This window comes from Pseudomonas fluorescens (assembly GCF_000967965.1).
Taxonomy (GTDB): domain Bacteria; phylum Pseudomonadota; class Gammaproteobacteria; order Pseudomonadales; family Pseudomonadaceae; genus Aquipseudomonas; species Aquipseudomonas grandcourensis.
In genome coordinates this window covers 1-13105 of record NZ_LACC01000030.1, presented here as the reverse complement: position 1 = coordinate 13105, position 13105 = coordinate 1, and the positions used below count along the sequence as shown (strand labels likewise).

Genomic DNA, 13105 nt, shown 5'->3' with positions numbered 1-13105 from the left:
CGCGGATTTTACAAAGCACAACGCCCCGACCGAATGATTCGGTCGGGGCGCGGTGAGTTTAGCGGGTGCCGAGTTTGCGCAGGTTGCCAGGGGTGAATTCGTCTTCGGTGAAGGCGGTGGCATTGAGCTTGGCCGGTTTCTGATCGATCAGCATGCGGTCAACCAGGTAGGAGCCGGCGATCAGGTCGTGGTAGATCCCGAGGCGAGCGTGGTAGCGCTGTATCTCGTAGGCGTAGATCGAGGTCTGCATGTTGGTGCGCCACAACTGGCCACGGCTGTCGTAGTTGTCGGCCATGGTCGCGGACCAGGTGTCCTCGTCGAGGTACAGCACGCGCTTGGCGTACACGTGGCGGGCACCTTCCTTGAGGTTGGCCTGCAACACCCAGACGCGGTGTTTCTCGTAGCGCATGTACTGCGGATCGACGTGACCGGTGGTGGCCAGGATCTGGTCGGAGGTCACGCTCGGGTCGTCGATCTTGTAGTTGTGGTACGGAATGTAGATCTCTTTTTTACCGACGATGGTCCAGTTGTAGCGGTCTGGCGCACCGTTGAACAAACGGTCTTCGTCGTACACACGAAAACCTCCCGCACCGGTCGGCGAGTCATAGCCCACGGTCGGCGCGCGACGTACCCGGCGTTGGCCCGGGCTGTACTGCCAGGCCTGGCGCGGGGAGGCGGTCGGGTTGATGAATTCGTGACCGACCACGATCTCGCCTTTCTTGCGCACCGGTTCCAGGGTGGTGATCAGGAAGTTGGTGAGCACGCCGTCAGCGGTCTCCAGGGTCTTGTCCGGGCTCGACCAGATCGAGAAGATCTTGTAGTTGACCTCTTCGAGTACCTTTTCCTTGTTGGAGTAGATCACCGCCTGGCCGTAGTTGGCTTCTTCGGTGTTGGCACGCCCCTGCAAGGTGTGGTTGAACATCAACTCGCTGCCGTTCTTCGGGATCGGGAACGGCGAGGCACCCCAGGCGTTTTTCGTGTCGTTGTTGTCATTGTCGAGTTCGGCAGTGACGGCGTTTTTCTTGATCAGGTCTTCCATCTTCTGATCAAGGCGGAAGTCGCGATGGCTTGGGTACACCGGGATCTTGAAGGTGTCAGGGTAACGCTTGAGCAGCGCTTTCTGGCCATCGGTCAGGTTGTCGGCGTACTTGTCCATGTTCTTCGAATCAATCACGAACAGCGGTTTTTCCGCCGCGTACGGATCCGGGTACGGCGTGCCGGGACCGGCGTATTTGAGACCAGGTGGCAGACCGCGCCATTTGCCGGACCAGGCCGGGATGCTGCCGTCGGCGTTGCCGGCTTTTTCGGCGCCCATCGGGGTCAGGTCCTGGCCAAGGCGGTTGGCTTCTTCGGGGCTGACCTTGGCGTAGGCCAGGCCACTGCCGAGCAGGCCGACGGTCAGCGCCGTGCTCAATATGGTTTGGGTGAATCTGGACATGCTGTGCTCCTCCGACAGGGGAATCAGAACCGGTACTTGAAGTTGAGCGCGACGTTGTCGCGGTCGGCCAACGGGCTGTTGTTGGCATTGCCGAGGTAGGCGTTGTAGCGGGCCTCGACGGTGAAGTTGCCCAGGTAGCGCCACGAACTGCCGATGCTGGCGCGGTTATCGTTCTGGCCGGCGTTGATCGAGCCGACCATCGAGCTGTCGCCGTGAGCGGCGGCGCTGAAAGTGACAGGCACCGACATGTCCCATCCGCTGAACACGTCGTTGTAGTCAAAGTTCGCCTGCACCGTGTAGCCCCAGGCATCGCGGTCATAGACCAGGCTGTCGGTTCCCGGCAGCGCGAAGCCCGGCGCCAAGGTCACCGGTTGCGACTTGTCGTTGCTGACCACGGTGTTGTAGACCACCTCGCCAGTCAGGCTGGTGTTGTCGGCGAAGGCGGTCGGGCCGAGCACATAGATCATCGACGTCTGCGCTTGTACGGTCTTGCCACGCACGGGGCTGGAGAAACCGTTGTTGACCATCACCGGCGTGCCGTCGCGGTAGCTGACTTCACCAGCCCAACTGACGTCGCCCAGCACGGTGGCGAAGCTCGCGCCGAACAGGTCGATGTTGTCGAAGTAGCGCACCTGGTAGCGGCCCAGGTTCGTCGCGAAATCCAGCGACGGCGTCTTGTCGTGATAGCGCGAGTAGAAGAGGCCGAACTCGGTGTTGTTCAGCGACTCGGCGGCGTAGGTGAAGGCGACACCGTACTGGCCGCTGTCGCTCGGTTTGTCGTCCTTCAGACGGGTGACGAAACCGGAGGCGTCGTTGAAGCCGCCCTCATCGATGAAGTCGGTGGTGGAGAAGTAGCTACCCACGCCGAACAGCTCGGTCTTTTCCCACTTGTATTGGTAGTAGGCCTGGATACCCAGGCTTTCGGTCAGGGCAAACTGGGTGAACAGTTGGCCGACCGGCAGCAGAATTTCCTTGACCTCGACGCCGGGGGTGGTCGCCTTGGTCGCGTCCACCGGGCTCTGGGCCGCGGAAATACCCGGATAGAACAGGCTCTCACCCCAGCTCACCACCTGGTTACCCAGGCGCGCGTTGAAGGCATGGCCGCCCACGTCCCAGGTGCCATAGGCATAGTAATCGAGCATGCGCAGTTCATTGCGGTGCTGGTCGATGGTGTCCTGGGAGAAGCGGTCAGGCTGACTGCAATGGCCGCCGGCGAAGCAGTTGGAAGTGCCGGTGGTGTTGTCGTTGTCCTGATCGTAGACGTTGTCGTAGAAGCCCGTCGCCCGGACAAACACGCCGTAGTCGTCTTGCCACTTGATGTTGGCTTCGGTGAGAAAACCGCTGCGGTTGTTGATCAGGCTGCCTTTGTCGAACGCGTTGTCGCCGTCGTTGCCGTTGGCATTGGCGGTCAGTTTGTGATCGCGTGACTCGGTCCGCCAGGCGAGGCTGTACGTCAGTGTGGTGTCCCAGTCGATGCTCAAGTCTTCGCTTGGCTGAAAGCTCATGGCGTTAACGTGAGCGCTAAGTCCGCCAGCCAGCATCAATAGAACAAGCTGTGTGCGAGGGTGCTGTGTTGGTGGGGCGATTATTGTTTTTATCATGTCGTCCTCATGGCCCAGGTCAGACCTGCCCGACCTGCATTTCAGGGGGGTGATTGGTGCTGTGGGCGACTATGGAGTCACGACTTGCGCGCAACATCGTCCAAGCGGACTAAGCGATTTGTACAGGGCGGCAGCCGTCCTGGCCTTAGTCTTATCGGACGATGAACACCCGGCGCGCGCGGCGAACAATCCCGAGACCGACTGCACCGGGCGAAGATCCGGCGGTGGCGGTTTCTGCCTGATGGGCGCTGAACAAGGGTGATCGCATGAACGCTGCCGGGATCAAATGGGACGAGTGCTGTGATGTGTTGGTGATTGGCTCGGGAGCCGGGGGCATGACCGCTGCGCTGCGCGCTCACGACCTGGGCCTGAATGCGCTGTTGATCGAAAAGAGCGGCGAGTACGGCGGCACCTCGGCAGTGTCCGGCGGCGGCATCTGGATCCCCAACAACCACCGGATCAATGCGATAGGCGGCAGTGATTCGGCGGCCGAAGCGATTGCCTACATCCGCGCCGTGACCCATGGCGAGATCGACGACGGGCGCATCGAAGCCTATGTCGAGCACGGCCGGGAGATGGTCGAGTACCTGGAACAACACACCCGCGTGCGCTTCGAAGCGCAACCGCGCTACGCCGATTACTATCCGGAGGTCGAGGGTGGAAAACCGGGCTATCGCTCGATGGATCCACAACCGTTCGATGCCGCTGAACTCGGTGAAGAATTTTTGCGCATGCGCGCTCCGTCCCCCGGCACCCTGATGATGGGGCGCATGGCGATGACCATGAAAGAGGCGCAGGTGCTGCTGTGCCGTGGCCCCGGCTGGTTGCGCCTGACCTTGCGGGTGATGTGGCGCTACTGGCGTGATCGCGAGGGGCGGCGCTTGTCCCGTCGCGACCGTTTCCTGACCCTGGGCAATGCCTTGATCGGTGCCTTGCGCTGTTCGTTGCAGGATCGCGGCAAGTCGCTGTGGCTCAACTGTGCGCTCGAAGAGCTGCTGCTGGTCGGCGACCGGGTCGGCGGGGCGCGGGTCAATCGCAACGGTCAGTTGCTCAACGTCAAGGCGCGCTACGGGGTGATCATCGCCGCCGGTGGTTTCGAGCGTAACCAGGCGATGCGCGAGCAGTACCTGCCGCAGCCGTCCCGGGCCAACTGGAGCGCCACGCCGCCCAACAATACCGGCGACGGCATCCGCGCCGGCCAGGCCCTTGGCGCGCGGACCGCGCTGATGGAGCACAGCTGGTGGGCGCCGACCACCTACGTCAAGGGCGAAGAAAAACAGCGCGCGCTGTTCGTTGAACGCACCCTGCCGGGGTGTGTGATGGTCAACGCGGCGGGGGAGCGTTTCGTCAACGAGGCCGCGCCCTATACCGATATCGTTTACGCGATGTACGCCAACAACCGCGAAGGCGCCGCGAGCGTGCCGTGCTGGATGGTGTTCGACGCCGAGTTCCGCCGCAAATACCCTTGCGGCGCCTTGCTGCCGGGTTATGCCCAGCGCGATTGGCAATTGCCCGAGCACCTGCGCGACTACTTCCACAAGGCGTCGAGCCTGGAAGAACTGGCGACGAAAATCGGCGTCGACGCCGACGGGCTGGTGCGCACCGTGCAGCGCTTCAACGGCATGGCCGTGCAGGGTGTCGACGAGGATTTCCACAAGGGTGAATCGCTGTTCGATCGCTACTACGGCGACCCGAACGTGCAACCCAATCCGTGCCTGGCGCCGTTGCTCAAGGGGCCGTTCTACGCCGTGCGCATCGACGCTGGCGACATCGGCACCAAGGGTGGCCTGCTGACCGACGTGCACGCCCGCGTGCTGCATGAAGACGGCGAACCGATCAACGGCCTGTACGCCATCGGCAACAGCGCGGCCTCGATGATGGGCCGCACCTATCCGGGCGCCGGTTCGACCATCGGCCCGGCCATGACCTTCGGTTACCTGGCCGCCAATCACATCAAGCGCCAGAGCGAAACCGCTTCGGCGAAAACCTTGTTCGGGAGTGTCGAATGAACAACCAGCATCCACAGATCGCCGTAGTGACCGGCGCCAGTCGCGGAGTCGGGCAGGGTATTGCCCTGGCCCTCGGGGCGGCGGGCATGACGGTGTATGTCACCGGTCGCGCCCCGACGCAGGGCGGATCGAATTTGTACGGGCATGCCTTGCGCGGCTCGCTGGAGGACACCGCCGCCGCGATCACCGCTGCCGGTGGGCGTGGTATCGCGGTGGTTTGTGATCACGCCGATGACGCGCAGGTTCAGGCGCTGTTTGCCCGAGTAGAAGCAGAGTGCGGGCATCTGGATCTGCTGGTGAACAACGCTGCGTTCATCCATGACCAGTTGATCGAGCCGGGGCCGTTCTGGGCCAAACCGCTGGACCTGGTGCGCATTCTTGACGTCGGTCTGCGCTCGGCCTACATCGCCAGCTTCTACGCCGCGCCGCTGTTGCTGAAGAGTGCCCAGGGGCTGATTTGCTTCACCTCGTCGTTCGGTGCCGGCTGCTACATGCATGGCCCGGCGTACGGCGCGCAAAAGGCCGGCGTCGACAAGCTGGCGGCGGACATGGCGATCGATTTCGAAGGGCAGGGCGTGGCGGCGTTGTCGCTGTGGCTTGGCCCGCAACTGACCGAACGCACGAAGATTGCCGGTGAGCAGCATGGCGAGCAGTACCAGGCGTTTCTCGCCCACGCCGAAACCCCGCAATTCAACGGGCGGGTGATCCATGCCTTGCTCAATGATCCGCAGTTGATGGCGTTGTCCGGGCAGACCCTGATCACCGCCGAAATCGCCCCAGGCTACGGCATCAGCGAAGCCGAAGGTCGCCAGCCACCATCCCACCGCGCCATGCTCGGCGACCCGCGCCAGCAGCATCCGGCGCGGGTGGTCTGACTCGTCGGTAAAACTCAAAACCTGTGGGAGCGAGCTTGCTCGCGATTGGGCCAGATCAGACAACAGTGATGTTGAATGTTCTACCGCTATCGCGAGCAGGCTCACTCCTACAGTTGAACTGTGTCGGGCGGGAAATTTTTGTGCACCCCCGAACCCTGTAGGAGCGAGCCTGCTCGCGATGGTCTATCAGTTGCATTGATGTCGACTGACACACCATCGCGAGCAGGCTCGCTCCTACAGGGATTGCGTTTAGTCGGCGGGCTGCAATGCCCACTCGCGCAACACATTCTTCGTCACTTTCCCCGCCGCATTGATCGGCATCTTCTGCAGCACCTGCACCCGGCGCGGAACCTTGTAGTTGGCCATCTGCTCACGGCACCAGGCGAGGAACCGTGCCTGTTCGATTTCCATCCCCGGCGCGGGCAGCAGGAACGCCATCGCCACCTCACCCATGCGCTCATCGGGAATCCCGATCACCGCTGCCTGGGCCACACCCGGATAGGTCAGCAGACACTGTTCGATCTCCGCCGGGTACACATTGAAGCCGCCAGTGATGAACATGTCCTTGAGGCGGTCGGTGATGCGCAGGTAACCCTGTTCGTCGAGCATGCCGATGTCGCCGGTGTGCAGCCAGCCATCGGCGTCGAGAATCTCCTCGCTGGCTTCGGGGTTGTTGAGATAACCCTGCATCAGGTTGTAGCCACGAATCTGCACTTCACCGGGAATGTTCGCTGGCTGGCTGCGGCCGTTGTTGCCGACACAGCGTACTTCTACCCCCGGCATCGCCCGGCCACTGGTGTTGGCGACCAGTTCCGCGGAGTCGCCGGCGCGGCAGATCGTGGCGAAACCGCAGACTTCCGTCAGGCCATACGCGGTGACGATGGTGGCGAAGCCGAGTTCGTCGCGCATGCGGTGGATCATCTCCACCGGGATCGCCGCCGCCCCGGTCACCGCCACACGCAGGGAACTCAGGTCGAAGTCACTGCGTTGCGGATGGGCCAGCAGTGACTGATACAACGTGGGTGGCCCCGGTAACACGGTGATGCGTTCCCGTTGCACGCATTCGAGCACGGCCTGCACATCGAACACTTGCTGGGGCAGGAGGGTGCAGCCACGCATCAAGGCGGCCAGCCAACCGGCCTTGTAGCCGAAAGAGTGGAAGAACGGATTGACGATCAGGTAGCGATCGCTTTCGCGCAAGCCGACGATATCGCTCCAGTCCCGAACGATTCGCAGGTTCTGGCCGTGGCTGGTCATCACGCCTTTGGGCTTGCCGGTGGTGCCCGAGGTGAACAGCACGTCGGAGAGGGCCTGCGGAGTTACGCTTTGTTCGCGGGTGCGCAAGGCCAGGTGCGGCACGTCGACGCCCAGGTCCATAAACCGTTCCCAGGCCAGGGTGCCCGAATTGGCGCCACGCACGCTGACGATGTGACGCAGCTCAGGCAGGTCTTCCGACGCCAGCATGCCGGGGTAGTCCGTGCCGAGGAATTCGCCGATGGCAAACAGTACGCAGGTGCCGCTTTCGCGCAGGATGTAGCCGGCCTCGCTGCCCTTCATCCGGGTATTGAGCGGTACCAGAGCGGCGCCGACACTTTGCAGGGCGCCGGCGGCAACGATCCATTCCCACACGTTGGGCGCCCAGATTGCCACGCGGTCCCCGACCTGTACGTCGAGGGCCAGCAGTGCGCGGGCAGCCTGGCGACGCAGTTGGTCCAGTTGTCGATAGCTGATGACGTGGCCCGCGTCCTCGATGGCCGGGCGGTCGCCGTAGGCCTGGGCAGCGTTGGCGAACAGTTGAGCGATGGTCAGTGCGGTGGCGACAGGCGGCATGGGGCCTCCCCGGTTAGAAGACAAGTACGAAAAAGGGAGTAGGCCGGGCAGGGCGCCCGGCCGGATTGCGAATTACTGGGCAGGCGGGGCGAAACGGCGACCGGCGGAGAAACCACCGTCCACGGCGATCATCTGGCCGCTGACAAAGGACGCTTCGTCCGAGGCCAGGAACAGCGCGACGTTGGCCACTTCTTCCGGTTGCCCGGAGCGGCTGAGCATGTGCTGCGAGGCGAAAAACGCGTGGAACGCGTCATTGTCACGGACCATGCTGGTCATCGGCGTTTCGATCAGGCCCGGGCACAGGCCGTTGACGCGAACGTTAGCGTAGCCGTAGTCGATGGCCATCGAGCGGGTCAGCTGATTGATGCCGCCCTTGGACACGTTGTACGCCACGTTGCCGTCGCAGCCTTGCAGGCCGAAGATCGAACCGACGTTGATGATCGAGCCTCCGCGTTGCGACACCATCGATTCCAGCGCGTATTTGCTGGTGAGCATGCTGCCGGTCAGGTTGATGTCCATCACCCGTTGCCAGTTGGCGGTGGTGGTCTGGGTCACGCTGCCCTGGTCGGCGACACCGGCGGCATTGACCAGTACATCGATGCGCCCGAAGCGGCTGATGACTTCTTGCATGACCTGCTGCACCTGCGCCTCGTCGCGCACGTCCAGGGTCATGAACAGGCCGGGAAAGTCTGCCGGTGCACTGCCGATGTCGAGCCCGACCACTTGCGCACCTTCGGCAGCGAAACGGCGCACACAGGCCAGACCGATACCCGAAGCGCCGCCGGTGACCACCGCGACCTTATTCTGCAAACGAGCCATAACTGCACCTCTTTTATTGTTGTGGGCTAATGCTGGGGCCGAGTCTAACCGCAGACCGGGCCCGAGTGATCGTCCGTTGAGACTAAGGCGACAAAGCCCCTCAGTCCGGCAAAGTCGTTCAGTCATAACTCACCTGTGGCGAGGGAGCTTGCTCCCGCTCGGCTGCGAAGCAGTCGTCGCTTTCAGGTTTTTTGGGGCCGCTCGCGGCCCAACGGGAGCAAGCTCCCTCGCCACAGGTGCAGTGTTTGTCCTTGAGTGAACTTCAGTCAGGGAATTTCAGGTGTACCCGGGCACCCGTCGGTCGGCTCTGGCAGGCCAGCGTCCAACCGTCGGCGAGTTCCTTGGGCGTCAGCACATCGTTGCGCGCCAACTGAACCTCTCCTTCCTTGACCACGCACATGCAGGCCCCGCAGAAACCTTCTTCACAGGACGAAGGCACGTCGAGGCCGGCGGCCTTGCAACTTTGCAGCAGGGTGTCGCCGGGCTGGCAGGCGATTTCGTGTTGTTCGCCATCGAGCTCGACGATCATCGCTTCGCACTGCGACCCCATCGCTGCCTCGCGGGCGTGGGCTTCTTCGGCCAACAGTTCGTCGGGGTCCGGTGGCGAGACGAAACGTTCGACATGGATCCGCTCGGCCGCTTCGCCCAGTGCCAGCAGGGTGCGCTCCACGGTGTCCATGAACGGTCCCGGCCCGCAGATGAAGTAGTCGCCGCCGGCCGATCCGCGCAGCAGATGACGGACCTGATGGTCCGTCAGGAAACCCTGCACCGAATCGAGGACGTGCACCACGTGCAGTTGATCAGGATGCGCCTTGATCAACTGGCACAGCTCGTCCTTGAAAATCACCGAGGCTTCATCGCGGTTGGCGTAGATCAACTTGATCGGCCGCCGACTGCTGTGCAGCACCGACTTGAGAATGGAAAACACCGGGGTGATGCCCGAACCGCCCCCGAACAGGACCAGGGGCTTTTCGGTGTCCGCCTGCGGGTCCAGGCAGAAAAGTCCGGCCGGTGGCAGTACTTCCAGCCAGTCGCCGACCTGCACTTCGTTCATCCAGTTCGACACTCGGCCGCCATCGACCCGTTTCACCGTGACCTTGGGCAGCGCATCCGCGAGGGGTGAGCTGGCCATGGAGTAGCAGCGGGTCAACAGTTTGCCGGCCAAGGGCACGCGAAAACTCAGGAACTGGCCCGGTTTGTAGCGAAAGCGCTCACGCAGGGTTGGCGGTACGTCCAGCACCAGCGAGCGCGCATCGGCGGTCTCGTCGATCACCGCGCACACTTGCAATGAGACGCTTCCCGTCGTGTGTTCGGCCGGGGTCAGGTTCTGTTGTTGCGTGCCCATGTTCACCTCGACCTCAGAGCCCGCTGATCAGCTGGGCGTTGTCGACGCGGATCTCGGCACCGTTGACGAATCGCGACTCGTCGGTGGCGAGGAACAGCACCACGTTGGCAATGTCCCGTGGCGCGGCCATGCGGTTCATCGGGTCCTGGTCCAGCGCTTCCTGCGGGATTGGCTGACCACCGGCCAGGGCCTGGGTCATCGGTGTGTTCACGCCATCGGGGTGCACGCTGTTGCAGCGGATGCGGTAACCCTGCTGCTTGCAGTGCAGCGCAATGGAACGGGTCATCGCCGCCACCGCGCCTTTGGACGCCGAGTAAGCGCAGAACATCGGCATCGCGCCCAACGCGGCGACCGACGACATGTTGATGATCGAACCGCCACCGGTTTCCTTCATGGCCTGGATCGCATACTTGCAGCCGAGGAAGTAGCCTTCGCCGTTGATCTTCTGCACCTTCTGCCACAGCTCCAGGGTGGTGTCTTCGATGCTGCCCAGCGCCAGGATCGCGGCGTTGTTGACCAGCACGTCGAGACGGCCGAAGTGTTCGACGGTGGTCTTGACCACGTGTTGCCAGTCGCTTTCGTTGGCGATGTCATGGCGGATGAACAGCGCGTTGGCGCCGATTTCTGCAGCCACCTGGCGACCGGCCTCTTCATTGAGGTCGGTCAGTACCACTTTGGCACCTTCACGGGCCAGCAGCAGGGCGTCTTCGCGACCGATGCCGCTGGCGGCGCCGGTGATGATGCAGACTTTGCCTTCTACACGTTGCATTGTTGTTCTCCTGATCGTGCGGTTTGAAGTGCGAATTGGTCGGCCACGTGGGCGGCAGCCCGGCGACCGGAGTAAATGCAATCGGCCAGGGACAGGCCGGAGACATACAGGTTGGAGGCGACCCCGACCGCATTGCGGCCGGCGCTGTAGAGACCGTTTATTGGCTGGCCGGCGTGGTCCAGCACACGCCCGCTGTCCTCGCAGACCTTCAGCCCGCCCAGGGTGATGACCGGGCAGGGGAAGAGTTTGCTGTCGAAAGACAGGTCGAGGGCGTACCACGGACCCTGGTCGAGGTTGGCGAGCATCGCGGCGGACTTGCCGAACTCGTCGGCGACCTCACCCCGTGCCGCACGGGAATAGCGTTCGACACTCTGGCGCAGCAGTTCGGGCGGCAGATTGCAGCGCTTGGCCAAGCCGGCCAGGCTGGTGCTGCGTTTGGCGTTGAATACCAGATTGAGCAGTACCGGCAGGCGCTGGAAATTCCACACCTTGCCGGGACCGACCTGACTGAGTGCTTCTCGAACCAGCGCCCGATTGAGAATCAGAATGGCGCGACCATCCTGTTCTTCGACCATGGCGTGGCCGAGGGTTGCGCCGTAGATTTCTTCGTTGGCATAACGTTGTCCGCGGGCATTGACGATCAGCCCGCGCGCCCAGGCCAGTGGCGGATTGATGAAACGCCAGGCGCTGACCTTGTCCATCCGCGCCACGCTGCCACCGACGCTCTGGCCCAGGGCGATGCCGCTGCCATTGCACCCGGTGGCGCCCAGCGGCAGACCGGCCAGGTACTGCGGCGCGTACTGGCGCACCAGCTCGCGATTGAAGATAAAACCACCGCTGCTCAGCAACACCGCCTGTTCGGCGCGAATCAATTGCCGAATGGCGCTGGTCTGTTCGATGCGGCGCTGACGGGCGCGCAAGCGGTCGGCCAGCGCCGGAGCGTACATATGAATGGCGGCGGCCCAGCGTGACAGACGCGCATGTTGTTTGGCCGCGCGGCTACCCGACGGCAACTGCCAGGCTTCGACGCCAATGACCTTGTCGTCGAGGTCGAGCACCAGTCGCCGCACTTCGCACTGGCTGCGCAGGCGTGCGCCATGACGCAAGGCGCTGGCCTTGAGCGGGGCGAACAGACTGGCGCCGGACATGCCCGGACCTTTGGTGCGATGACCGCGGGGCGCCGGTTTGGCGCTGGCGGCATAGGCCGGCACGGCTTCGTTGCCGGAGTAATAGAGGTAGTACTGGTCACTCGGGTACGAGGTTTTGTGCGGTGGCACGCTGGCCTCGAAGGCCGCGCCTTGTCGCTCCAGCCAGGCCAGTTGCTCGCGGCTGTCGTCGCAGAAATTGCGCAATGTCTCGTGGCTGACGGCTTCGCCGACTTCCTGACGCAGGTAATTGAACATGGCTTCGCTGCTGTCTTCATAGCCAGCCTGACGCTGATACGGCGTACCACCGCCGGCATACACCACGCCACCGCTGAGCGCCGTGGCGCCGCCGCCTTCGAAGCGATCCAGTGCGAGCACCGACAGGCCGCGAGTGCTGGCTTCGATGGCGGCACAGGCGCCGGCACCGCCAAACCCGATGATCAGCAAATCGCAGCGGTCATCCCATGGCAACTGGTCGGCGCTGTTCACTCGCAACGCCGTCAACCGGTTCAGGCTGTCCATGTTCGGGCCTCAGCCAGCAGCAGCGAGAGAAGGTGCGGGTTTGGCGGTGGTGGTGTAGCTGCCGTCGAGGTAGACCAGCGGGGTGATGGCGTCGGTGGTGTGAATCTGCAGGATGCGCCCGATGAACACGGTGTGGGTGCCGTAGCTGAAGTGGCCGTCCTGGCGGCAGAGGATCGCCGACTGCGCGTCACCCAGGTAAGGAATGCCGCCGGGGCTGGTCAGCCAGTTGCCCCGGTCGAAGCGTGCTTCGCCCTTGATCGCGCCGCTGCACAGGTTGGCGAGGTCTTGTTGCTCGACGCCGAGGATGTTGACGCAGAAGTCGGCGCCGGTCGCCAGTGCGGCGTGGGGCGAGGCGGTCTTGTTCACGCAGATCAGCAGCGATGGCGGCTCGGTGCTCAGCGAGTCGACGGCCGTGGCGGCCATGGCGAAGCGTTCGGAGCCGTTGCTGGTGCTGATAATGGTGACTGACTTGGCCAGGCGGCGCATGGCCTGGAGCATGTCGGCTTTGAGATTGACGTCGTTCATCGCACTGGGCCTTTTTGTTGGTTGGGGAGTGCGATGGATTCTTGCTCTGACGTCCAGTCGTCACATCGTCCGAGGGGACTAGGCCTTGGCGGCCTCTGGGCCGACCAGGCTGGTGGTTTGGGTTGAGTACATATCCATTTCTGCGGTAATGGCGGCTTACGGTTCCGCTCTTACAGCGGGTCACTTTTGGCAAACGCCCCAAAAGTAACCAAAAGGTCTCGCCCCTT

Annotated in this window: 10 protein-coding genes; 2 read left to right on the top strand and 8 right to left on the bottom strand. The window is 63.1% G+C overall.

All coding sequences use genetic code 11. From position 1 onward, the window contains the following. Positions 1-58: 58 nt before the first annotated feature. Positions 59-1438 carry a DUF1329 domain-containing protein gene (locus VC35_RS22910; RefSeq protein ID WP_046042750.1) on the bottom strand — a complete coding sequence of 460 codons (1380 nt, stop codon included), beginning with the start codon at positions 1436-1438 and terminating at the stop codon, positions 59-61. Positions 1439-1461: 23 nt separating this feature from the next. Continuing rightward, the gene (locus tag VC35_RS22905) at positions 1462-2979 is read right to left on the bottom strand and encodes a DUF1302 domain-containing protein (RefSeq protein WP_311132823.1); all 1518 of its coding nucleotides are present in this window, start codon (positions 2977-2979) and stop codon (positions 1462-1464) included. 326 nt (positions 2980-3305) lie between these two features. Between VC35_RS22905 and VC35_RS22900 the strand changes: the two genes are divergently transcribed. Together VC35_RS22900 and VC35_RS22895 are read left to right on the top strand one after the other, a co-directional pair. Beyond that, the gene (locus VC35_RS22900) at positions 3306-5048 is read left to right on the top strand and encodes an FAD-binding protein (protein ID WP_046042748.1); all 1743 of its coding nucleotides are present in this window, start codon (positions 3306-3308) and stop codon (positions 5046-5048) included. Beyond that, complete coding sequence (locus tag VC35_RS22895; protein ID WP_046042747.1) at positions 5045-5923, top strand: SDR family NAD(P)-dependent oxidoreductase; 879 nt, start codon at positions 5045-5047, stop codon at positions 5921-5923. The genes VC35_RS22900 and VC35_RS22895 overlap by 4 nt, the downstream gene beginning before the upstream one ends. A gap of 249 nt (positions 5924-6172) precedes the next feature. Here VC35_RS22895 and VC35_RS22890 read toward each other — a convergent pair whose 3' ends face one another. From VC35_RS22890 to VC35_RS22865, 6 genes are all read right to left on the bottom strand, one after another. Further along, positions 6173-7753 carry a FadD3 family acyl-CoA ligase gene (locus tag VC35_RS22890; protein ID WP_046042746.1) on the bottom strand — a complete coding sequence of 527 codons (1581 nt, stop codon included), beginning with the start codon at positions 7751-7753 and terminating at the stop codon, positions 6173-6175. 72 nt (positions 7754-7825) lie between these two features. Beyond that, the gene (locus VC35_RS22885; RefSeq protein WP_046042745.1) at positions 7826-8572 is read right to left on the bottom strand and encodes an SDR family NAD(P)-dependent oxidoreductase; all 747 of its coding nucleotides are present in this window, start codon (positions 8570-8572) and stop codon (positions 7826-7828) included. 262 nt (positions 8573-8834) lie between these two features. Continuing rightward, a complete protein-coding gene (locus tag VC35_RS22880; protein WP_046042744.1) occupies positions 8835-9917 on the bottom strand; it encodes a ferredoxin--NADP reductase in 1083 nt (360 codons plus the stop codon). Positions 9918-9930: 13 nt separating this feature from the next. Continuing rightward, positions 9931-10686, bottom strand: coding sequence for a glucose 1-dehydrogenase (locus tag VC35_RS22875; RefSeq protein WP_046042743.1), 756 nt, complete (start codon positions 10684-10686; stop codon positions 9931-9933). Next, positions 10674-12353: an FAD-binding protein gene (locus tag VC35_RS22870; protein ID WP_046042742.1), complete on the bottom strand. Its 1680-nt coding sequence runs from the start codon at positions 12351-12353 to the stop codon at positions 10674-10676. The genes VC35_RS22875 and VC35_RS22870 overlap by 13 nt, the downstream gene beginning before the upstream one ends. A gap of 9 nt (positions 12354-12362) precedes the next feature. Further along, entirely contained in the window at positions 12363-12878 is a 516-nt protein-coding gene (locus VC35_RS22865) for a flavin reductase family protein (protein ID WP_046042741.1), read from the bottom strand. Positions 12879-13105: the final 227 nt, after the last annotated feature.

What these genes read in the sequence shown, in the direction of transcription:
- VC35_RS22870 (WP_046042742.1), bottom strand. Translation starts at nt 12,353, where the DNA reads ATGGACAGCCTGAACCGGTTGACGGCGTTGCGAGTGAACAGCGCCGAC.
- VC35_RS22905 (WP_311132823.1), bottom strand. Translation starts at nt 2,979, where the DNA reads ATGCTGGCTGGCGGACTTAGCGCTCACGTTAACGCCATGAGCTTTCAG.
- VC35_RS22865 (WP_046042741.1), bottom strand. Translation starts at nt 12,878, where the DNA reads ATGAACGACGTCAATCTCAAAGCCGACATGCTCCAGGCCATGCGCCGC.
- VC35_RS22900 (WP_046042748.1), top strand. Translation starts at nt 3,306, where the DNA reads ATGAACGCTGCCGGGATCAAATGGGACGAGTGCTGTGATGTGTTGGTG.
- VC35_RS22885 (WP_046042745.1), bottom strand. Translation starts at nt 8,572, where the DNA reads ATGGCTCGTTTGCAGAATAAGGTCGCGGTGGTCACCGGCGGCGCTTCG.
- VC35_RS22910 (WP_046042750.1), bottom strand. Translation starts at nt 1,438, where the DNA reads ATGTCCAGATTCACCCAAACCATATTGAGCACGGCGCTGACCGTCGGC.
- VC35_RS22875 (WP_046042743.1), bottom strand. Translation starts at nt 10,686, where the DNA reads ATGCAACGTGTAGAAGGCAAAGTCTGCATCATCACCGGCGCCGCCAGC.
- VC35_RS22890 (WP_046042746.1), bottom strand. Translation starts at nt 7,753, where the DNA reads ATGCCGCCTGTCGCCACCGCACTGACCATCGCTCAACTGTTCGCCAAC.
- VC35_RS22880 (WP_046042744.1), bottom strand. Translation starts at nt 9,917, where the DNA reads ATGGGCACGCAACAACAGAACCTGACCCCGGCCGAACACACGACGGGA.
- VC35_RS22895 (WP_046042747.1), top strand. Translation starts at nt 5,045, where the DNA reads ATGAACAACCAGCATCCACAGATCGCCGTAGTGACCGGCGCCAGTCGC.